Raw genomic sequence first — 19,323 nt, forward strand, 5'->3', positions numbered from 1 at the left:
AGGACGACGGCGGCCGGGCGCCAGACCTAGCGTGAGCGCCATGACCTCCCACACACCTCCCAACCCCACTCCCCCCGTCCGTCGACGCCCGCTCGGACTGTCCGTTCTCGCCCTCATCGGCCTCGCGACCCTCGGTCTGCCGCGCGTGATCCTGCACGATCTCCACATCATCGAGGAGATGCAGCCGGCGTCATGGTTCCTTGCGCTCGTACCCGTCGCGGTCTGGATCGCCGTCGCGGTGGCGAAGAAGGTGCCCAATCCGTTCCTGACGGTCTTCGTCATCGGCCTGATCTTCGCGGTCATGCTCGCGATCACACATCAGCTGCTGTGGTCCTCGCTGTACGCCGGCAATCCCGCCTTCCTCGACAACAGCGGCATCGCGGGGGTGATCCCACGACTCGCCGTGCTTCCCGGGAGTCTCTTCGCCGGCGCGCTTACGGGTGCCGTCGGCGGACTCATCGCGTGGGGCATCCAGGCCGCGACCAGGTCCCGGCCACCCCGGCCGTGAGCGCGCGGATGCATCCCATCATGTGATGCATCCACTGTGCTCGTCCTAGCTCGCTCGCGCCGCGGCGATCGCCGGCATATGGTCCTCGCCCCAGTCTCCGAGCGGTCGAAGCGCGAGCTCCAGGGATGTCCCCGCCGGGGTCAGGCTGTAGACCACCTTCGGGGGCACCTCATGATGCACCTCGCGGTGGACGACGCCGTCGCGCTCGAGCTCTCGCAGGTGCTGCGTCAGCATCTTCTCCGAGACACCCGGAAGCTCCCGCCGCAGCTCTCCCGTGCGACGAGGCCCCGTCGACAGCGCCCAGAGGATCAGCGGCTTCCACTTTCCGCCGACGACGGCCACCGCGGCATCCAGTCCACAGAAGAATTCAGGCATCGCGCACGTCTCCTTACCGATTGGTGGGTAGAGAACAAAATAGTGGGTACTTGCGTGATCCGCGGTACTCCGAAGACTGAGAATGTGACGAACGATCCGCATCCCCTTACCACGAACACCGCCTCCGTTCTCGGTCTCGGCCCGATGGGCACCGCGCTCGCGAATGCCCTGCTGAACTCCCGGACCACCACCACGGTCTGGAATCGCACCGCTTCGAAGGCACAGCCGCTGGAGCGCTCTGGGGCAGTGATCGCTCCGGATGCCGCCGCTGCGGTTGCGGCATCCGACCTGGTGATCACGTGCCTACGCGACCACGCCTCCACACGGCAGCTGCTCGACGAGATTCCGACCGCCGACCTGGCTGATCGCACCGTCGTGGTGTTCGCCTCGTCCACGCCGGCTGAGGCCAGAAAGACACAGGCCTGGGCCGAGGCCAAGGGGATCGATCTGCTGATCGGGGCCATCATGGTGCCGACACCCGTGATCGGCGCGCCGGATGCGCTCATCCTCTACAGCGGGCGAGAAGAGCTGCTGGCGGCGCATCGACCCACGCTCGAGAAGCTCGCGCCGCGTTCGCCGTTCGTCGGCGCCGACCCCGGGATGGCGTCGGTGCTCGACACCGCCATGCTGGAGGTCTTCTTCACCGGGATGACCGCGTTCCTCCATGCAGCCGCGCTCGTGACGGCCAACGGACTATCGGCGTCCGACTTCGTGCCCTGGGCGAATTCGATGCTCGACATCCTGCCCGCCACGTTCACCGGACTCGCGTCGGACACCGACCGGGGCGAGCATCCCGGCGACGAAGACAATCTCGGTATGGAGCTCTCTGCGCTCAACCACATGGTCGAGACCAACCGCGATGCGGGCGTCGACCCGGCTCTGCCAGTCCTCATGCGCGACCTCGCACGGGAGGCCGTCGAGCGGGGACACGCCGGCGACGGATGGTCACGGATCGTGGATGTGCTGCGCCGCTCGCCCGTCTAGCGCTGCGGGCGCGCCCTCCGGCCCAGGGGTGGATCGGCGGAGCCTGGCTCGCGTCACCGGCGGACGGTAGGAAGGATCCAGGCGAACGGGCGGACGAGAGGGCGTCGATGATCGATCGCGATGGTCTGGCCGAGTTCCTTCGACGCCGCAGGGAGTCGCTGCAGCCCGAGGATGTCGGGCTCTCGCGCGGCCCGCGCCGGCGGACGGGTGGGCTGCGCCGCGAGGAGGTCGCCGCACTGTGCCACATGTCGACCGACTACTACGCGCGCCTCGAGCGCGGCACCGGCCCGCAGCCGTCGGAGCAGATGGTCGCCTCGATCGCACAGGGACTGCACCTCTCACTGGACGAGCGCGATCATGTGTTCCGGCTCGCCGGCCACAACCCGCCTGCCCGCGGAGCATCGAGCGAGCACATCGGCCCCGGCCTGCTGCGCATCCTCGACCGGCTGTCCGACACTCCGGCCGAGATCGTCACCGAGCTCGGCGAAACCTTGCGCCAGTCCCCGATGGGAGTCTCGCTGCTCGGCGACGCGCGCCTGCGCGAGGGGCCTGCACGCAGTCTCGGCTACCGCTGGTTCACCGACCCGCAGGCGCGCACGCCCTACCCGCCGGACGAGCAGCGGATGCTGTCGCGCGTGTACGCGTCGGGTCTGCGTGAGCTCATCACCGTACGTGGCCCGGAATCGCGGCCTGCGCACCTCGCGGACCTCCTCCTCGCTCTGAGCCCGGAGTTCCGTGAACTGTGGGACTCGCATGAAGTCGGCGTGCGACCGCCTGATATCAAGCGATTCCACCATCCTGAGGTCGGCGCGCTCGAGCTGCACTGCCAGACCCTGCTCGACCCGGAGCAGTCGCATCGCCTGCTCGTGTACACCGCCGTGCCCGGCAGCGAGAGCTACGACAAACTCCAGCTGCTCAGCGTGATCGGCTCGCAGACCATCCGCTGACCGCGCGGCGCACGCGAGTGCCGACGGCGCCCCCGCGAAGGGGTGGATCGGCGATCAGTGGATCAACGGGCACTGAACGCCGATGCGGCGCGGCCCGAGCATGGTCATGAGCACCCCGCTCCCTGATCTGAAGGGCCCATCGCCATGACTCGTACCCCCGGCATCCGGATTCCCGACCTGAACGGAAAGCTCGCCGTCGTGACCGGCGCCAGCGACGGCATCGGCTCTGTCATCGCGTCACGCCTCGCTGAGGCGGGAGCCGAGGTGGTCATGCCGGTGCGCTCGTCCGCGAAGGGTGATGCCGCGGCGGACCGCATCCGTCGAGAGATTCCGGATGCCGCGGTCTCGACCCGCGCACTCGACCTGTCGTCGCTGGACTCGGTGACGGCGCTGACCGGCAGTCTCGTGAGTGAGGGCCGCCCCATCCACATCCTCATCAACAACGCCGGCGTCATGACCCCGCCGAACCGTCAGCTCACGAAGGACGGCTTCGAACTGCAGTTCGGCACGAACCATCTGGGCCACTTCGCGCTCACGCTGGGCTTGCTCCCACTGCTGCGGCAGGGCCGCGCACGGGTCACGCATCAGACGAGCATCGCGGCACGCAGCGGCGGCATCAACTGGAGCGACCTGAACTGGGAGAACGACTACGACGGCATGAAGGCATATGTGCAGTCGAAGATCGCGGTGGGCTTGTTCGCCCGTGAGCTCGACGCGCGCAGCCGTCGGGAGGGCTGGGGCATCAGCAGCAACCTGTCGCACCCCGGCGTCTCGCCCACGAACCTGCTGGCCGCGCAGCCGGCGCTGGGCCGAGCCCGCGAGGTCGGCGGACGCCGCGTGATCCGGATGCTGTCACGCATCGGCATCGCCGGCACCCCGGCGAGCGCCGCCCTGCCGGCGCTCATGGCGGCGACGGATCCGGATGCGCGCGGCGACGAGTTCTACGGTCCGAAGCGCGTCATGAGCGGACCGCCCGCCCGACGGAACCTGTGGGCGCCGCTGACCGCCATGGACGCCGCGCGGCGGGTGTGGGACGAGTCCGAACGCCTCATCGGCGCGCAGATCGCGGGTTCACTCCCGCTCTGAGCCCGGGCGCTCGGCAAGGATCGCCTGGCGCACGCGCCAGGCAGGGAAGCCGCTGGCCTGCGAGATCAGATCGATGTCGAAGCCGTGCTGATAGTAGGCCGTCCGCACAGCGCGAACCCTCGTCGGCGTATCGCCGAACCCGAGCGCGAGTTCGGTCGCATAGCCTTCCCACACCGAGAGGTCGTACTCCAGACCCAATGGTCGGCCCCCTTCGTCTCAGCGCCGCACGGGTGCGCGGCGCGACTCGCAGATCGCAACGTCGACTCAGGCCGCATTACGGCGCCCGATGACGATGCTCTTCTACAACGCTCGACTGACGGCCGTGTATGCCTCACGCAGCGATTCGAAGGTGGACATGGGACGGAAGGGACGAACCCAGGTCACCTCGACGCAGTCGGCCCGGCACTCCACGTAGGCGATCAGACAGGTGGCGTCATCCGGAGGCACGGTCACATCGCACGCGCGCCACGCACCGTCGCCGATCCACTCCAGCTCAACCCGGTGCTCGTCTCGCGGCCGCGTGGACTCCGTCGGCGGCGGGGCGGTGAGCCTGCCCGAGGGAGAAGGTCCGATCGTGGTGGTCATGCTGCTGCCTTGGTTCCGGGACGGTTTCGAGCGGCGAAGTCCGCTCAGCGTGCGTCATCGGCGCCCCTTTCACTGAGGGGCTTGACGCCACCCGCGAGCACCGGTTAGGGCAGCGCACCGGTGCCCTGCAAGCTCACACGAAGCGCACCCAGTTCGCCCCGCGACCGGTCTCGGCCCGCTGCAGCAGCTCCAGGCCGTCGCCGTCCACGGCATACAGCGAGACGGTGGTCGACCGCTCTCCCGCCGCAACCAGGTATGCGCCGTCCGGGCTCACCGCGAAACCGCGCGGCTGCGGCTCGGTCGTGATGAAGCGCGCCGGCGCCGACACCGACCCATCGGCCGCGACGGCCACGGCGCCGAGCGTGCTCTCCGTCCGCTCGGTGCACCACAGGCGCCGGCCGCCGTCCGCGAAGTGGATGTCTGCGCCCCAGACGAAGTGCTCCTTCATGGGGTCCGCCCCGAAGCGGCTGTGCCCCAGGCCTTTCGAGAGGTCGAACGCTGTGGCGGCATTGCGGAGTTCGAGGGTTCCGGCCTCGGTGTCGCGCGAGAAGTGCAGCACCTCCCCCGAGAACTCGGTGAGGACATAGAGCGCGTCCTGCGCGTCATTGAGCACCAGGTGTCGTGGACCGCTTCCCTCGGGCGCGGCCACCGTCTCGGGCGTGAGCGGCACCAGACGCAGATCATCGGCAAGTGAGTATTGCGCGACGAGGTCGGCCCCGAGCGAGACGAAGTACGCGAAGCGGCCGTCGGCACTGGGCAGTACGGCGTGCAGGTTGGGGAATTCGATGCGCGACACGGGCTCACCCACGACGCCATCCGCCACGGCACAGCTGATCCCGTACCCGCCGCCGTACGACGCCCCGAGCAGGCCCGTGCCGTCCCGCGTGAGCGCGAGATAGTTCATGCCGCCGCCAGTGAGATCGTGGCGCGACAGCGGCTCGAGTTCTCCCGTGTCGCGATGCAGCCGCAGGGTCAGGATGCCGGCGCCCTCGTCGTCGGTGCGGCCCTTGACGCCCGCATATACGAGGTCACGGTCCGAATCGACCGCGAACGTCGAGCAGCCCGGCAGCCCGTCAGTGACGGCGATGCGTTCGAGCGCACCTCCGGCGAGCCGGAAGGTGCTGATGCTGCCGTCGCCGGCGTTGGCCACGAGTACGAGAGAGGCATCCGTCATGCCTCGATCGTACGCAGACCGCGTCGGCGGCGCCCGTGTTCAGGGCCCGTCGTTGCCTCATATCCAGAGGTCGGTCTCGTCATCGTGCCCCGACTCGGACCGCAAAGTCTCGAGCTCCCGCAGCTCGTAGTGACCGTTGTCGGCGACGTCGATGTGCTCGATGAAGACGGCCGTCGCCGGCGTCACGAGCACCTCGGCGGTGGTGATCGCACCGGCGGGCACTTCGACGAACGCGCCGCCGTCGTGGACCGCTGTCAGGATCGCATGTTTCACGTCGACGACGCGATCATCGTCGGCGAGTGGATACGTGTGGCCATTGATGACCAACTGGTGGCGCGTTGTCACGTCGACCTTCCTGCCGCTCTCCCGGGAGCGGCATGAAGCGTCAACCCGTCATCGTCGAAAGGCGGGTGTTCAGCTCCTGGCTTGTACGAACTTCCTGGTCGAGGTTCTGCTGCAGCATCGCGACGGCATCGGCTGCTCCGATCGAGCGCGTCGCGAGGATGAGCGACTCGTACGCCGAGATCTCGTAATGCTCGTTCCCCAGCGCCGCAGACAGGGTGACCTGGTCGCGCAGCGCGGGTGCCGATCGATCGATCAGCGACTTGGCCTGCTTCGAAATGCCCTTCGTGCTCGGCGACGCGGCCGTCGAGACCGGAAAGTCGAGAACGCCGAACACGCGACGCAGGATCTCGATCTGCTCCTTGGTCTCGTCCGCGTGGTGGCGGAAGAGCTTCTTGACGTCGGCCGACTTCGCGGCCTGGGCAAGCTCTCCGAGGGCAGCGAGCGAGTCCTCCTCCATCGTGAAGGCGGTCCGCAGCTGGAAGCGGAGCAGGTCGGTGGGGGTTTCGAGCATCGTCTGTGACATCGATGATCTCCTTTCGATGCTGCGACGTTACGTGCGCAACCTTCGATGCCGTAGGGGGTTGCGACGATGCCCGGGCACCGCTACGACCTGACGTTCACCGGAAGTCCCGGGCCCGGTGCTGCACACCCACCCGCAGGTCTTCGAATCGGTCGGCGACGAGGTTCGTCACGCCTTCGGCGGAGCGCTCGAGGATGCCGCGCGCGACCAGCGCCGGGGAGTCCCGCACGATACGGCGGTAGCGGTTCCACACCCCCACCGAGCACACGATGTTCACGAGCCCGTGCTCGTCCTCGAGATTGAGGAAGGTGACCCCGGATGCCGTGGCCGGCCGTTGCCGGTGCGTCACGAGTCCCGCGACCTCCACACGACGCCCGGTCTCGTGACTGCGCAGCTCACGCGAGGTCAGGACACCGCGGGCAACCAGTCCGGACCGGTAGTGCGTCATCGGATGATCGTCGGTCGAGATGCCGGTGGCCCACAGGTCGGCGGCGAGGATCTCGTAGCTGGTGGGATCGGTGAACAGCGGCGGCTGCACCGAGACGAGAGAGTCGGGCAGGAACTCCGGGCGATCCTGGGCGGCCGAGCCGGCGAGCCAGATCGCCTCTCGGCGAGCGAGCCCCAGGCTCTCGAAGGCTCCCGCCGTCGCCAGCGCTTCGACCTGCGCGGCGGTGATGCCGGTGCGGCGCACCAGATCGCGCAGATCCCGGAACGGCCCCTGCGCCTCACGCTCGGCGACGACGCGCTGCGCGACCGTCTTGCCGATGCCCTTCACCCCGGCAAGACCCAGCCGCACCGCGAACCCCCCGTCGCGGCGGTGCGCCGCCGATTCGTCGGGCGCGTGGAGATCGAACTCCCCCACCGGCGGCTGGTGCCGGTCCAGGCACGAGTCCAGCCCGGTGCGTTTCGTCTCGTCGCTGCGCTCCTCGCTCAACGACCGGGGGGAGGCCGACTCGAGCACCGCCTCGACGCCGGACAGATGCAGATCGGGGCGACGCACCTCCACACCGTGGCGGCGTGCGTCCGACACGAGCGTGCCGGGCGAGTAGAAGCCCATCGGCTGCGCGCGCAGCAGCCCCGCGAGGAACGCCGCCGGATAGTGCAGCTTGATCCACGAGCTGGCGTACACGAGCAGCCCGAACGACAGCGAGTGCGACTCGGCGAAGCCGAAGTTCGCGAACGCCTGGATCTTCGCGTAGATCGCGTCGGCGTCCTCCCCCACGAGATTGTTCTTCGCCATGCCGGCGTAGAGCTTCTCCTTCAGCGAGTCGATGCGCTCGATCCCGCGCTTGGAGCCCATCGCCCGGCGCAGCAGGTCGGCATCCTCACCGCTGACCTCGCCGACGGCGACCGCCATCTGCATGAGCTGCTCCTGGAACACCGGGATGCCGAGGGTGCGCGCCAGCACCGGCTCGAGCTTCTCGTGGGCATAGGTCACCTCCTCGAGCCCCATCTTGCGCCGCACGTACGGGTGCACCGCGCCGCCCTGGATGGGCCCGGGACGGATCAGAGCGATCTCGATCACGAGGTCGTAGAAGCGTCGCGGCTGCAACCTGGGCAACAGCCCCATCTGCGCGCGCGACTCGACCTGGAACACCCCGATGGAATCGGCGCGGCACAGCATGTCGTACACCGCCTTCTCCTCCTTGGGGATGGTCGACAGCTCCCAGTCCTCCCCTGTCGAGGCGCGGATCATGTCGAAGCAGTACTGCAGGGCTGCCAGCATCCCGAGCCCCAGAAGGTCGAACTTCACCAGGCCCATCCATGCGGCGTCGTCCTTGTCCCACTGGATCACCGTGCGGTTCTCCATGCGCGCGTGCTCGATCGGCACGACCTCGCCTACCGGCCGGTCGGTGAGCACCATGCCGCCGGAATGGATGCCGAGATGCCGCGGTGCCTTCAGCAGCTCCGAGGCGAACTCGATGACCTGGTCGGGGATGTCGTGGTCGTCGCCGGTGTCGAGCATCGCGCCCCAGCGCTCCACCTGCTTCGACCACGCATCCTGCTGACCCGGCGAATGCCCGAGCGCCTTCGCCATGTCGCGGACGGCGTTCTTCGGCCGGTACTGGATCACGTTCGCGACCTGCGCCGCGCGCTCGCGCCCGTAGGTGGCGTAGACCCACTGGATGATCTCTTCGCGGCGGTCCGAGTCGAAGTCGACGTCGATGTCGGGCTCTTCGTCACGCAGGCTCGACAGGAACCGCTCGAACGGCAGGTCGTACGCGATCGCGTCGACCGCCGTGATGTCGAGCAGGTAGCAGATGGCGCTGTTGGCGGCCGAGCCGCGGCCTTGACACAGGATGCCGCGGCGCCGGGCCTCTTGCACGATGCCGTAGACGATCAGGAAGTAACCCGGGAAGTCCTTCATCTCGATGACCCCGAGCTCGCGCTCGATGCGGTCGCGGTCCTTCCTCGCGAGATCGGGGTACTTGCGGGGCACCGCCTCCCACACCAGGTGCCGCAGCCACGACATCGGCGTATGCCCCTCGGGCACTTCCTGCTTCGGCAGCGCCGGCTTCGCACGCCGCAGTGGGAAGGCGAGCTCGTCGGCCAGCGTGACGGTGCGGGCCACGGCATCCGGATATCGCACGAACCGCTCCGCCATCTCGGCCCCCGAGCGCAGATGGGCGCCCGCGTGCGACGGCAGCCAGCCGTCCAGCTCGTCGAGGCCGCGGTTCGCACGAACCGCCGCGACCGCCGCCGCCAGCAGCTGCCGCCGGGGCACCGCGTAGTGCACGTTGTTCGTCGCGAGGAGCGGCAGTCCCCGCTCGCGCGCGAGCCCTGCCAGCACGTCGTTGTCGCGCGTGTCGAGCGGATTGCCGTGATCCATCAGTTCGACGTGCACGGCCTCGCGCCCGAACAGCGAGACCAGCCGATCGAGCTCGCGGGCCGCGGCATCCGGTCCCTCCCCTCCCGGCGCCAGCGCGCGACGCACCGCGCCCTTGCGGCATCCGGTGAGGACCGCCCATTCCCCGCCGGCCTGGGCGGCGAGCTCCTCGAGGTCGTATCGCGGCCGCCCCTTCTCCGCGCCCGCCAGCTGCGCGTGGGTGAGCGCGCCCGCGAGCCGGTGGTACCCCTCTTCGCCGCGGGCCAGCACGAGCAGATGCGACCCCACCGGGTCGGGCTCGCCGTTCTGCGGCTGGGGAAGCTCGAGCGACAGTTCGGCACCGAACACCGTCTTCAGCTCGAGCGACTCGGCCGCTTCGGCGAAGCGCACGATCCCGTAGAAGCCGTCGTGATCGGTGATCGCGAGCGCGTGCAGCCCAAGCCGTTCGGCCTCTTCGGCGAGCTCTTCGGGAGAGGACGCCCCATCGAGGAACGAGAACGACGAATGCGCGTGCAGCTCCGCGTACGGGATCACCTCGGGCGGGCGATCGATCTTCGGCGGCACATATGGACCGCGCTTGTGCGACCAGGCCGGGCTGTCGCCGCCGTCCGCATCCGCGGGGCGCGCGTCGGGGCGGCGGCGCCCGCTCAGCACGCGCTCCATCTCGGACCACGGCACACCGGGGTTGTGGAAGCCCATCAGCGATCACCGCCGTCGTTCGTCGGCTCGGGACGTTTCGTCTCGCTCGTTCCTCGTTCGCTCAACGACCGGAAGATGCCTTCGGTCGTCGGCTCGGGGCGGATCACGTCAGTCATACGCCGCCTCCGCCGTCCACGTGTCGCCCTCGCAGACGAGCAGCCACGCCCCGCCCTCGGCGTCGACCACCTGGAACCGGTGCGCACGACGCGCGCGCGCGGCATCCCATCCCCTCTCGACCACCGGCCACGGTCCTGCCCACGCCTCGATCTCGCGCCGTCGCCCGCTCTCCACGAGGAAGGCCGGGACCGCCGAGACATTGCCCCGCTCGTCGACATCGATGATCTCGCCGCCCAGGGCGCGCACGTCGACCGGCACCGGATCGGCGAACACCGTCGCCGGCAGCGGGTCGGGCAGGCTCCCCGGCCACGGCCGGCTGCGCTGCACGGCGAGTCCGTCGGGGCCCTTCACGTGCCGGTCCCCCCACGGCACGAGCACCTGCCGTTCGGCCAGCCACCGGCCGCCACCGATCGCGGGGGTCAGCACACCGCGATGGCCGAGCATCGCCTGCACGCGCGACAGCGCATGGTGCACGCGCTCCTCCGGTCCGCCGCCGAAGAGCGCGGGGGCGTGATGGGATGCCTCGTCCACCGCCTCGGGCGAGATCCGCACGAGTGCGACCCCACTATGCAGACCCCCGTTGCGCAGGCCTCCCCCGTCCGTGCCGCCGCCGACGTCCTCGGCGAGCTGCCAGCGCACCCGGTCGACCACCGCGGCGGCGTCGAACGAGCCGGGATGCAGCCACACCCGCTCGCTGCGCTCGCCCCGGTCGCCGACGAGCTCGACGCGCAGCTCGGTGCACACGAGGTCGACCGCTCCGAGCCCCGCGATGAAGTCGTCGGCGGTCAGACGCATCGCGAACGCCACCTGGTCGGCGATCTCGAGCGGCGGCTCGAACGCGACCTCTCGCTGCAGCTCGGGCGGGGGCGTACGAGGCTCGACGGGGCGCGAGTCGCGGCCGGCGGCGAGGGCGTGCACGCGGATGCCACGCTCGCCGAACCGCTCGCGCACCCGATCGGGCTCCATCGCCGCGAACGCGCCGAGCGTCTGCACGCCGAGTCTCGCGAGCAGCCCCACCAGATCGGCCGTCTCGCCCGCGGAGAACGACGAGGAATCGAGCACCGCCACCGACAGCGGCGCGAGGAAGCCGGCGGCGCCGCCCGCGGGCACGACGAACACCGGGTCCCGCGCGCTCGCACCGGCCTTCGCCGCCTGCTCGGCCGTGAACGGTCCGTCGGCGATCCCTGCCCGCACCTCATCGAGACCGAAGCCGTGCAGAGCCTCGATCAGCACGCGCGCCGCCTCGGCCTCACCGCCGTAGTACCGGGCGGGGCCTCGCACCCGCAGTGCGCAGAGCCCGGCACGCACCAGCTGCACGCCCGGCGCCTTCTCTTCGATCAGCGACACGATCGGAGCGAACGCGCGGTGCTCGCGCGCGGCATCCCCCGCAACCACCGTCAGTCCTGGGCAGCGTGCCTGCGCATCGCGGCGACGCTGACCGCGCCGCACCCCCTCGGCGCGCGCCGCTGCCGAGCACGCGACGACGAGGTTGCGTTCGACGACGGCCACCGGACGCGCCGGATCCATCGACATCGCCGCGTCGCGGACCAATGCCGTGACCGGCCAGTCCGGAAACCACAGCACCAGGCTGCGCACCGGAGAGCGCAGCGCCATGTCAACCCACCGCCCTGGCCTCGAGGGGGTAGACCGACCGCGTCTCGACATCGACGGGACGCACCGGCTGCACCGGGCGCGCCTGCTCCGGCGTCGCGGAGACATGCCCCGCGGCATCCGGCAGCATCACCCGCGCGCGACGCGGCCGCGGCCAGCGCCTGCTGGAGGCGGTGAGGGTCACCTCGCGCCCCGCGAGATACCCATGGCCGCGTCCCACGCCCTCCCACACCGGTTCGCCGACCTCGAGCGCCGCCTCGGCCTGCGGCCACGGACCCTGCACCAGCAGCACAGCGCCACGGTCGCGCAACCGCGCCGCCAGCCGTGCCACCTCGCCGTCGGGCGCCCGCCCGGACGGGCGGACAGCCACCACCGGCAGCACCTCGGCGACGGTCGCGGTCACCGCGAGCCAGCGGGCCCCCGGATCAGGGACGAGCACGAGTCGCGACAGATCGACCCCCAGCGCCTCGGCCGCTTCGGCGCCGAGCCGAGGCATCCCCACCACCCCGCACCATGACCCGGACTGCGTCGGCAGCGCCAGCAGCGCCAGCAGCAGCGAGGTCGAGCGAGGGAGCGAGTATGCCGCGCCCGGCTGCAGGCCCCCGCCGGGAAGCAGCGCCGCGAGTGCGGGATGCACCGGCAGCACCGGCGCGTCGAGCCGGCGACCCTGCACGCGTTCGACCTGGGCCCGCAGCCGTGCGACGGTGCTTGTCAGACCAGTGCTTGTCAGACCCGTGCTTGTCAGACCCGTACCGGTCAGCTCAGCACCGCTCGACTCTGCGCCCGCCGGCTCCTGGCCGACGGGCTCGAGCACATGCTGTGCTGTGAGCTGCACGATCGCCCCCATCCCCTCAGGCTAGAACACATGTTCTATGCGTTCAACCCGCAGGGAACGAGGATACCTCGCACTTCCGACAGTTATGTTCGAGGAAAGTGAGGGCGCAGGGTTCCCACTCGATCCGTGCCACACTCGTTCTGGAACACTGCGCGTCGACGACGATGCCCCCACCCGTCACCCAAGGGGTCGTCTTGATCACACTCGCCGCCGCCACCGGTATCGCGCTCGTCGAACTGGGAATGGCGCTCACACCCGGCCCGAACATGGTCTACCTCGTCTCCCGCAGCATCGGCCAGGGCTGGCGCGCAGGCATGATGTCGTTGGCCGGCACCACGGTGGGATTCGTGGTCTACATGACCATGGCGAATCTCGGCCTCGCGGCCGTGTTCCTCGTGGTCCCGTGGCTCTACACCGCGCTGAAGGTGGCCGGTGCGCTCTACCTGCTCTGGCTGGCGTACAAGACCCTCCGCCCTGGCGGCACGTCCCTGTTCGAACCCCGGGACCTCCCCCGCGACTCCGCCGGCAAGCTCTTCCGGATGGGGCTCGTGACCAACCTGCTCAACCCCAAGACCGCGATCGTCTACCTCGCGCTGATCCCTCAGTTCATCGACGCGAGCGCCGGCGATGTCATCGCCCAGGGCTTCCAGCTCGGCGCCGTTCAGATCGCCGTCGCCGTCATCGTGAACGGTGCGATCATCCTCGCGGCCGGGTCCGTCGCGGTGTTCCTGCGCCGCCGGCCGATGTGGGTGCGCTGGCAGCGGAAGATCACCGGCGTTCTGCTCGGCATCGTCGGCGTGAAGCTCGCGATCGACGCGCCCGCCCCGGCGGTCCCGGCATAGCGGTCGGTTTCGGCCCAGGGCACGGCGTCAGCGGAGCAGCACGAACGACCTGAGCTGATTCGGAGCGAAGTCGTGCGCCTCGACGAGCCCGCGCGACTCGTAGAACGCCCGCTGAGCCTCTTCGGCGTCGGTCAGCAGGACCAGCTGGCGGATGCCACGCGTGCGCACCAGGATCTCGTCCAGCAACGCTCCGCCGACGCCGCGCCGCTGGTACTCGGGTGCGACGAGGATGTCTTGCAGATAGGCGACCGTCAGCCCATCCGAGACGGTCCTGGCCAGACCGACGAGCGCGCCCGACTCGCTCCGTGCCACGAGCACGCAGTGCGATGCGTTCACCGCGTCGACGAGCCGCTCCGCATCATCGGTGTAGGCGGTCCAGCCCACCGATCGGTACAGGTCGACCAACTCGGTCGCCGCAGGCAGCTCTGCCGTGATCGTGAACGTCATCCACCGATCCTGACAGTCCCGATCGGGCGCAGCGAATCACGCGGCGAGCGCGAGATACGGCTCCCACCGCGGGTCGGTGCGCTCCGTGCCGCGAACGGTCCACTGCGCACCGCGCGGCGGGTGCGGCGTGAAGCGCAGCTCCCAGTTCATCTCCTGCGGCGTGCGATCGCCCTTGGTGTTGTTGCAGCGCAGGCAGCACGCGACGAGGTTCTCCCACGAGTCCGCACCCCCGCGCGAACGCGGCAGCACGTGATCGATCGTCGACGCGGCCTTGCCGCAGTACCCGCAGCGATGGTTGTCGCGCCGGAGCACCCCGCGCCGGGTCACCGGAACACGGCGACCACCGGGAACGCGCACGTAGCGCGTCAGGATGATCACCGCCGGGCGCTCGTACGAACGTCTCGTCCCCCACACCGGTTCGGTCTCGGTGTGCTCGATGACGGTCGCCTTCTCGTTCATCACGAGCACGAGAGCGCGTTTGAACGACACGACCGCGAGCGGCTCATAGCCCGCATTCAGCACCAGAGTGCGCATTGATCATCCTCTCGAATGGCCGGGACGGCTTCTCGGTTATTCGAATTCGTGACGATCGAGTGCGCAGGGGCACGAAAAAAGGCGCTGTCTACAGACAGCGCCTTGGCGCCACGGCGAGACCGTGGCATCCGCTCGTGCAATGCCGAAGGACGAGGCGTCCGAGCGCATCCGTGGTTCGGATGCGTGGTATGCGGCCCATCGGCTCCCTCCGCTCTCTCAGCGTCGGATCTCAGGCTAACGCACGCTGGAGACATGGGGGCGGCAGCGCCCGTGAACGGCGCGTTGCGCAACGACGAACGGATGCCGCGACCCGGTGCGGGTCACGGCATCCGTTCTCGTCTGAAATCAGTGTCAGCCGGCGTTGGACTGCAGCCAGGCGTACGGGTCGACGTTCGAGCCGTTGATGTAGGTCTCGAAGTGCAGGTGGTTCGCGGTCGAGCGGCCGGTGCTGCCGACCAGCCCGATGAGCTGGCCCGCCTCGACCGTCTGACCGGGAACGACCGTGCGGCTGCCGTACGTCATGTGGCCGTACAGGGTTCCGACACGCTGGCCACCGATGACGTGGTCGATCGTGACCGCGACGCCGTAGCCGCCGTAGCTCTCCTGCGACACTTTCACCACGCCCGCGGCGGCGGCGAAGATCGGGGTGCCGGCGGGCGCGAGCATGTCGACGCCCATGTGGGCGCCGCCGCGCGTGCCGAAGCCCTCGCCGAGGGTGTAGTTGGCCAGCGGCCACCGCACCTCGCCGGAACCGGGCGCGACCATGTTGAGGTCGACGCTGAAGCGGGTCTGAGTCTGTGACGACGCCACCTGCGCGGCGAGTCGCGCTCGCTCGGCGGCGGCCTCGGCGGCCTTCTTCTTCTCGATCTCTTCGGACGTCGTCGCCGAATAGCTCTCGCGCGAGAGCTCGGTGGCGTTCGCGTCCGACGCGGCGACGAACGTCTGCGCGTCGTCGACCGCCATCTGCTGCAGGGTGACGGCCTCGTCGCTCGGGCGCGCGGCGGCGAACGCGGGGATCGCGACGGTGGCCACCATGCCCCCGACCATGCTGAGGATCACCAGGCTGCGCAGCGGCTTCATCACCCGGTTCGGCTTCTTGGGCGCCGTCACGGCGGGGCGTACCGACGACGGTGCGGGGGTGGTCTTGACGGGCGCGACGGGTCGGGTGGGTCGCGCGGGGGTCTTCCGGTGTCGCACGCGACGAGTCACACTCGTCGCGTCACGGTCGGGCTCGTTCGCGGGCGACTCGATCTCTTCAGCCAAACTTGTCCTCCGGCGCCTCTGCGCCGAGGGCGCCTGGCTCGTCAGCACTCGATGTCGGGGCACGATGTGCGGGCTTCACCACGTGAACGACGAGCCGGAGAGGCAATCCACGCGGGGTCCGGTCGGCGGGCTTCTCGCCTGGTGGACTGTTCGAGGCTACCTGAAGGTAACGAATCTGTCACGCTCCGCGCCTGGCAGGTTGCTGGACCGGTGCGGACAGACCTCTGTTCAGCGGGCCTCGTCGACCAGGAAGATGTGCGACGCGACCTCGACCGGAAGCTCCAGGCCCTCGTCGTTCCCGTGCATCTGCACGAGCACGTATCCCTCGCTGTAGCGGTAGTCGCCGCTGGCTCCCGGGATGACGCCGGCGCCCTTCAGCTGCTGCAGCAGTTCGGGGTCGACCTGTGCCGGCTCGGCCAGGCGCCGCACCGTGCCGGTGATCGGCTCGCCGGCGTCGTTGAGGCGGCGCACGAGTCCCACGACCCCCTGCTCGAACTCGTTGGCCGGAACGTCGCCGAGCTGGTCGAGTCCCGGGATCGGGTTGCCGTACGGCGACTCGGTCGGATGCCCCAGCAGCTCGACGAGGCGGCGCTCGACCTGCTCGCTCATGACGTGCTCCCAGCGGCAGGCCTCGTCGTGCACGTATGCCCAGTCGAGGCCGATCACGTCGGACAGCAGGCGCTCGGCGAGCCGGTGCTTGCGCATGACGTCGACGGCCTTCTGCCGGCCCGCGGCGGTCAGCTCGAGCGTGCGGTCCTCCGACACCACGACCAGCCCATCGCGCTCCATGCGTCCGATCGTCTGCGAGACGGTCGGACCCGAGTGGCCCAGGCGCTCCGAGATGCGGGCGCGCAGCGGCACGATGTTCTCCTCTTCGAGTTCGAGGATCGTGCGCAGGTACATCTCGGTGGTGTCGATCAGGTCGGTCATGTCGCGATTCCTCGATGCTCGAAGTGGGTAAGGACAGCCTATCTTCCGCCGCGACACGCGGGCCTCGAGGCGTGGGCCGCAGTCGGCCTGCCCGAGCCATCCCCCGCACGTACGCCCCGATGCCGCTCCACAGGTCAACCAGGCCTGTACAGGACGTTCGACCGCAGATTCCTCCTGTGGAAGCCCGGTTGACCTGTTGTAGGTGGACGAGGCAGCGGACCGCGCCGCAGCTGCTGCAGGCTCCGTCCGCTCGGCCGGGCAGTCCGAGTGCCCCGAGACGACCCTGCCCGCAGCACGCCCCGATGCCGCTCCACAGGTCAACCAGGCCTCCACAGGACGTTCGACCGCAGATTCCTCCTGTGGAAGCCCGGTTGACCTGTTGTAGGTCGGCTACGGGGTGGGATACCGGACAGACCAGCGGGTTGCCTAGCGGCCGCTCGTGTGCAGACCCTGGGCGACCGCGCGCTGAACGAGGTCCTGGACTTCGTGCCAGCGCTCGACCACCTGCACATAGGTCACACGGATCACGTGGTACCCCAGCAAGGTCAGCGCGGCGTCGTGCGCCACATCCTCCGCGCGCTGCAGGCCCACGTGGTGCCCTCCGTCGACCTGCAGCACGAGACGGTCTCCGATCAGAAAGTCCACCCGGTGGCCGGCGATCCAGATCTGCACCCGGATCGGAAGCCGCAGCCACTTCAACCGCACCACGACGAGCGTCTCCAGGCCCGAATCCGAGAACGGCATCGCATCCGCAAGCACCCGACGAGCGCGCGGCCGGAGGGGCAGCCGCCCCAGCTCCTCCTTGGTCACGAGTCCGCCGTTCAGACCAGACTCCCATGTCGCGAGCGCAGCTTCGTACGGCTGGCACGCGGCAACCGTGACCAGCGTGTTCAGGATGCCGTCCTCGAGCTGTCCCGATGCCCGCGGCACGACGGGAGCGTTCCAGTGAACCTTGACGCTCGGCAGTGCGAGGCGAGAGGCCGTGGAAGGAACGCCGACGTGCGGACGATCCTCCTCCCACACCCAGAGGCCCAGCCGCTTGGCCTGGGTGACACACGTCAGTACGACTCCCGCCCTGGCAGCGGCGACGAGATACGGGTCGGCATCCGTTGTCGCGATCCATCCGCGTCTCGGCACGGTGAGTTGGCCGCTCTCGACAGCCGCGGCGATGCTGAGCCGACTGAACCCGGCGTCGATGAGCACCGTGGCACGGAGAACCCCGCCCCTCTTCCTGGCGGCGTCCAAGAGCTGTCGCATGCCGCAACTGTGCGCCCGCGCCGCAGCGAGCTGCTGCAGCATCCGTTCATCCGTGGACAGATTCACCTGCGGCTTTCCTGTGGAGGAGGCTGCTCGACAGGTCGACCGGACCTCTGCAGGACGTTCGCAGGCAGATTCGTCCTGTAGAAGCCTGGTTGACCTGTTGAGCGGCGAGGGACGAGGTGATGGACTGGCCCGGGAGGGCGGGCACCGGCGAGGGCGGGCACCGGATGCTGGGTGTGCGGGCGGCGGATGCTGTCAGTCATGCCGCGTCACGCGGAAGGGGCGGGTTCGGCGCGCTCTCTAGAATCGACGCATGCCCCACATCGAGCTTCCGCGAGAGATCCTGCCCGCCGACGGACGATTCGGCTGCGGCCCGTCGAAGGTCATCCCCGCCCACCTCGAGGCGCTCGCCGGGCGCGGGGCAGCGCTCATGGGCACCTCGCACCGGCAGGCTCCGGTGAAGAACCTGGTGGGCGAAGTGCGTGCCGGTCTGCAGGAGCTCTTCCGCATCCCGGACGGGTACGAGGTGATCCTCGGCAACGGCGGCTCGACGGCGTTCTGGGATGCCGCGGCGTTCGGACTGATCCAGTCGCGCAGTCAGCACCTGGTGTTCGGTGAGTTCGGCGGCAAGTTCGCCAAGGCCGCGAAGACTCCCTGGCTCGAAGCGCCGGACGTGCGCGAAGTCACTGCCGGCACCCGCACAGCCCCCGAGGCGGTGGAGGGCATCGACGTGTACGCGTGGCCGCACAACGAGACCTCCACGGGCGTCGCGGCTCCGGTCGCGCGCGTGCACGGCGATGAGGGCGCGCTGACCGTGGTCGACGCGACCAGCGCCGCCGGCGGCATCGACTTCGCCGCGGCCGACGCCGACGTGTACTACTTCGCACCGCAGAAGAACCTTGGCTCGGACGGCGGACTGTGGTTCGCCCTCGTGTCGCCTGCTGCGATCGAGCGGATCGAGCGCATCGCCGCGTCGGGTCGCTACATCCCGGAGTTCCTGAACCTCAAGCAGGCACTCGACAACTCCCGCCTGAACCAGACCCTCAACACCCCCGCCCTGGCCACGCTGTTCCTGCTCAACGAGCAGCTGACGTGGATCAACGGCAACGGAGGTCTCGCCTGGGCCGATGCCCGCACCCGCGAGTCGTCGCAGGCGCTGTACGACTGGGCCGAGGCATCCGCGTTCGCGACGCCCTTCGTGGCCGACCCTGCGGACCGCTCCCCCGTGGTCGTAACGGTCGACTTCGACGAGAAGGTGGATGCCGCGGCCGTGGCCAAGAGCCTCCGCGCCAACGGCATCGTCGACACCGAGCCGTACCGCAAGCTGGGGCGCAACCAGCTGCGCGTCGCGACGTTCGTGTCCATCGAGCCCGACGACGTGCGTCAGCTCATTCGCTGCATCGACTACACGGTCGAGCGCCTGGGCTGACGGCC

Annotated in this window: 20 protein-coding genes; 6 read left to right on the top strand and 14 right to left on the bottom strand. The window is 69.5% G+C overall.

Annotation, left to right across the window (positions count from 1 at the left end):
* Positions 1-40: 40 nt before the first annotated feature.
* Positions 41-508, top strand: coding sequence for a hypothetical protein (locus HF576_RS01490; RefSeq protein WP_168911012.1), 468 nt, complete (start codon positions 41-43; stop codon positions 506-508).
* A 45-nt stretch (positions 509-553) separates the two neighbouring features.
* On the opposite strand, the gene HF576_RS01495 is transcribed toward HF576_RS01490, so the two are convergent.
* Positions 554-883, bottom strand: coding sequence for a winged helix-turn-helix transcriptional regulator (locus HF576_RS01495; protein WP_168911013.1), 330 nt, complete (start codon positions 881-883; stop codon positions 554-556).
* Positions 884-967: 84 nt separating this feature from the next.
* Here HF576_RS01495 and HF576_RS01500 point away from each other — a divergent pair, with 84 nt between their 5' ends.
* The 3 genes from HF576_RS01500 (at position 968) to HF576_RS01510 (ending at position 3,900) form a co-directional block, all read left to right on the top strand.
* Complete coding sequence (locus HF576_RS01500) at positions 968-1,867, top strand: imine reductase family protein (protein ID WP_168911014.1); 900 nt, start codon at positions 968-970, stop codon at positions 1,865-1,867.
* A gap of 107 nt (positions 1,868-1,974) precedes the next feature.
* Positions 1,975-2,814 (top strand): helix-turn-helix transcriptional regulator, encoded by an 840-nt coding sequence (locus HF576_RS01505; protein ID WP_168911015.1) that lies wholly within the window; start codon positions 1,975-1,977, stop codon positions 2,812-2,814.
* A gap of 144 nt (positions 2,815-2,958) precedes the next feature.
* On the top strand, positions 2,959-3,900 hold the full coding sequence (locus tag HF576_RS01510; protein WP_168911016.1) for an SDR family oxidoreductase: 942 nt from the start codon (positions 2,959-2,961) through the stop codon (positions 3,898-3,900).
* Here the strand turns inward: HF576_RS01510 and HF576_RS01515 are convergent.
* The 8 genes from HF576_RS01515 to HF576_RS01550 all read right to left on the bottom strand — a co-directional run bounded on the left by HF576_RS01515 (position 3,886) and on the right by HF576_RS01550 (position 12,625).
* On the bottom strand, positions 3,886-4,098 hold the full coding sequence (locus HF576_RS01515; protein WP_168911017.1) for a hypothetical protein: 213 nt from the start codon (positions 4,096-4,098) through the stop codon (positions 3,886-3,888). The two genes, HF576_RS01510 and HF576_RS01515, sit on opposite strands and share 15 nt — an antisense overlap.
* Positions 4,099-4,200: 102 nt before the next feature.
* The gene (locus HF576_RS01520) at positions 4,201-4,485 is read right to left on the bottom strand and encodes a hypothetical protein (protein ID WP_168911018.1); all 285 of its coding nucleotides are present in this window, start codon (positions 4,483-4,485) and stop codon (positions 4,201-4,203) included.
* Positions 4,486-4,618: 133 nt separating this feature from the next.
* Entirely contained in the window at positions 4,619-5,659 is a 1,041-nt protein-coding gene (locus tag HF576_RS01525) for a lactonase family protein (RefSeq protein ID WP_168911019.1), read from the bottom strand.
* 57 nt (positions 5,660-5,716) lie between these two features.
* Positions 5,717-6,004: a hypothetical protein gene (locus HF576_RS01530; protein WP_168911020.1), complete on the bottom strand. Its 288-nt coding sequence runs from the start codon at positions 6,002-6,004 to the stop codon at positions 5,717-5,719.
* 40 nt (positions 6,005-6,044) lie between these two features.
* Positions 6,045-6,527 carry a YciE/YciF ferroxidase family protein gene (locus tag HF576_RS01535; protein ID WP_168911021.1) on the bottom strand — a complete coding sequence of 161 codons (483 nt, stop codon included), beginning with the start codon at positions 6,525-6,527 and terminating at the stop codon, positions 6,045-6,047.
* Positions 6,528-6,621: 94 nt separating this feature from the next.
* The gene (locus HF576_RS01540) at positions 6,622-10,050 is read right to left on the bottom strand and encodes an error-prone DNA polymerase (RefSeq protein WP_168911022.1); all 3,429 of its coding nucleotides are present in this window, start codon (positions 10,048-10,050) and stop codon (positions 6,622-6,624) included.
* Between the two features lie 108 nt (positions 10,051-10,158).
* Positions 10,159-11,781 carry a DNA polymerase Y family protein gene (locus HF576_RS01545; protein WP_168911023.1) on the bottom strand — a complete coding sequence of 541 codons (1,623 nt, stop codon included), beginning with the start codon at positions 11,779-11,781 and terminating at the stop codon, positions 10,159-10,161.
* A 1-nt stretch (position 11,782) separates the two neighbouring features.
* A complete protein-coding gene (locus HF576_RS01550) occupies positions 11,783-12,625 on the bottom strand; it encodes a hypothetical protein (protein ID WP_240948613.1) in 843 nt (280 codons plus the stop codon).
* A 182-nt stretch (positions 12,626-12,807) separates the two neighbouring features.
* On the opposite strand from HF576_RS01550, the gene HF576_RS01555 reads away from it, so the two are divergent.
* On the top strand, positions 12,808-13,455 hold the full coding sequence (locus HF576_RS01555; RefSeq protein ID WP_168911024.1) for a LysE family translocator: 648 nt from the start codon (positions 12,808-12,810) through the stop codon (positions 13,453-13,455).
* Between the two features lie 27 nt (positions 13,456-13,482).
* Here the strand turns inward: HF576_RS01555 and HF576_RS01560 are convergent, their stop codons facing one another.
* The 5 genes from HF576_RS01560 to HF576_RS01580 all read right to left on the bottom strand — a co-directional run bounded on the left by HF576_RS01560 (position 13,483) and on the right by HF576_RS01580 (position 17,886).
* The gene (locus HF576_RS01560) at positions 13,483-13,902 is read right to left on the bottom strand and encodes a GNAT family N-acetyltransferase (protein WP_168911025.1); all 420 of its coding nucleotides are present in this window, start codon (positions 13,900-13,902) and stop codon (positions 13,483-13,485) included.
* Between the two features lie 36 nt (positions 13,903-13,938).
* On the bottom strand, positions 13,939-14,436 hold the full coding sequence (locus tag HF576_RS01565) for an HNH endonuclease (RefSeq protein ID WP_168911026.1): 498 nt from the start codon (positions 14,434-14,436) through the stop codon (positions 13,939-13,941).
* 351 nt (positions 14,437-14,787) lie between these two features.
* Positions 14,788-15,699, bottom strand: coding sequence for a M23 family metallopeptidase (locus tag HF576_RS01570; RefSeq protein WP_168911027.1), 912 nt, complete (start codon positions 15,697-15,699; stop codon positions 14,788-14,790).
* Between the two features lie 228 nt (positions 15,700-15,927).
* Entirely contained in the window at positions 15,928-16,629 is a 702-nt protein-coding gene (locus tag HF576_RS01575; RefSeq protein ID WP_168911028.1) for an iron-dependent transcriptional repressor DtxR, read from the bottom strand.
* A gap of 426 nt (positions 16,630-17,055) precedes the next feature.
* Positions 17,056-17,886, bottom strand: coding sequence for a type IV toxin-antitoxin system AbiEi family antitoxin domain-containing protein (locus HF576_RS01580; protein WP_168911029.1), 831 nt, complete (start codon positions 17,884-17,886; stop codon positions 17,056-17,058).
* Positions 17,887-18,202: 316 nt separating this feature from the next.
* Here HF576_RS01580 and serC point away from each other — a divergent pair, with 316 nt between their 5' ends.
* A complete protein-coding gene (gene serC, locus HF576_RS01585; RefSeq protein ID WP_168911030.1) occupies positions 18,203-19,318 on the top strand; it encodes a phosphoserine transaminase in 1,116 nt (371 codons plus the stop codon).
* Positions 19,319-19,323 lie beyond the last annotated feature (5 nt).

The organism is Microbacterium salsuginis (assembly GCF_012524205.1).
GTDB classification, from domain to species: domain Bacteria; phylum Actinomycetota; class Actinomycetes; order Actinomycetales; family Microbacteriaceae; genus Microbacterium; species Microbacterium salsuginis.

Coding starts and splice junctions, on each gene's coding strand:
- HF576_RS01490 (WP_168911012.1), top strand. CDS start 41: ATGACCTCCCACACACCTCCCAACCCCACTCCCCCCGTCCGTCGACGC.
- HF576_RS01495 (WP_168911013.1), bottom strand. CDS start 883: ATGCCTGAATTCTTCTGTGGACTGGATGCCGCGGTGGCCGTCGTCGGC.
- HF576_RS01505 (WP_168911015.1), top strand. CDS start 1,975: ATGATCGATCGCGATGGTCTGGCCGAGTTCCTTCGACGCCGCAGGGAG.
- HF576_RS01510 (WP_168911016.1), top strand. CDS start 2,959: ATGACTCGTACCCCCGGCATCCGGATTCCCGACCTGAACGGAAAGCTC.
- HF576_RS01520 (WP_168911018.1), bottom strand. CDS start 4,485: ATGACCACCACGATCGGACCTTCTCCCTCGGGCAGGCTCACCGCCCCG.
- HF576_RS01525 (WP_168911019.1), bottom strand. CDS start 5,659: ATGACGGATGCCTCTCTCGTACTCGTGGCCAACGCCGGCGACGGCAGC.
- HF576_RS01535 (WP_168911021.1), bottom strand. CDS start 6,527: ATGTCACAGACGATGCTCGAAACCCCCACCGACCTGCTCCGCTTCCAG.
- HF576_RS01540 (WP_168911022.1), bottom strand. CDS start 10,050: ATGGGCTTCCACAACCCCGGTGTGCCGTGGTCCGAGATGGAGCGCGTG.
- HF576_RS01545 (WP_168911023.1), bottom strand. CDS start 11,781: ATGGCGCTGCGCTCTCCGGTGCGCAGCCTGGTGCTGTGGTTTCCGGAC.
- HF576_RS01550 (WP_240948613.1), bottom strand. CDS start 12,625: ATGGGGGCGATCGTGCAGCTCACAGCACAGCATGTGCTCGAGCCCGTC.
- HF576_RS01560 (WP_168911025.1), bottom strand. CDS start 13,902: ATGACGTTCACGATCACGGCAGAGCTGCCTGCGGCGACCGAGTTGGTC.
- HF576_RS01565 (WP_168911026.1), bottom strand. CDS start 14,436: ATGCGCACTCTGGTGCTGAATGCGGGCTATGAGCCGCTCGCGGTCGTG.
- HF576_RS01575 (WP_168911028.1), bottom strand. CDS start 16,629: ATGACCGACCTGATCGACACCACCGAGATGTACCTGCGCACGATCCTC.
- HF576_RS01580 (WP_168911029.1), bottom strand. CDS start 17,886: ATGCGACAGCTCTTGGACGCCGCCAGGAAGAGGGGCGGGGTTCTCCGT.
- serC (WP_168911030.1), top strand. CDS start 18,203: ATGCCCCACATCGAGCTTCCGCGAGAGATCCTGCCCGCCGACGGACGA.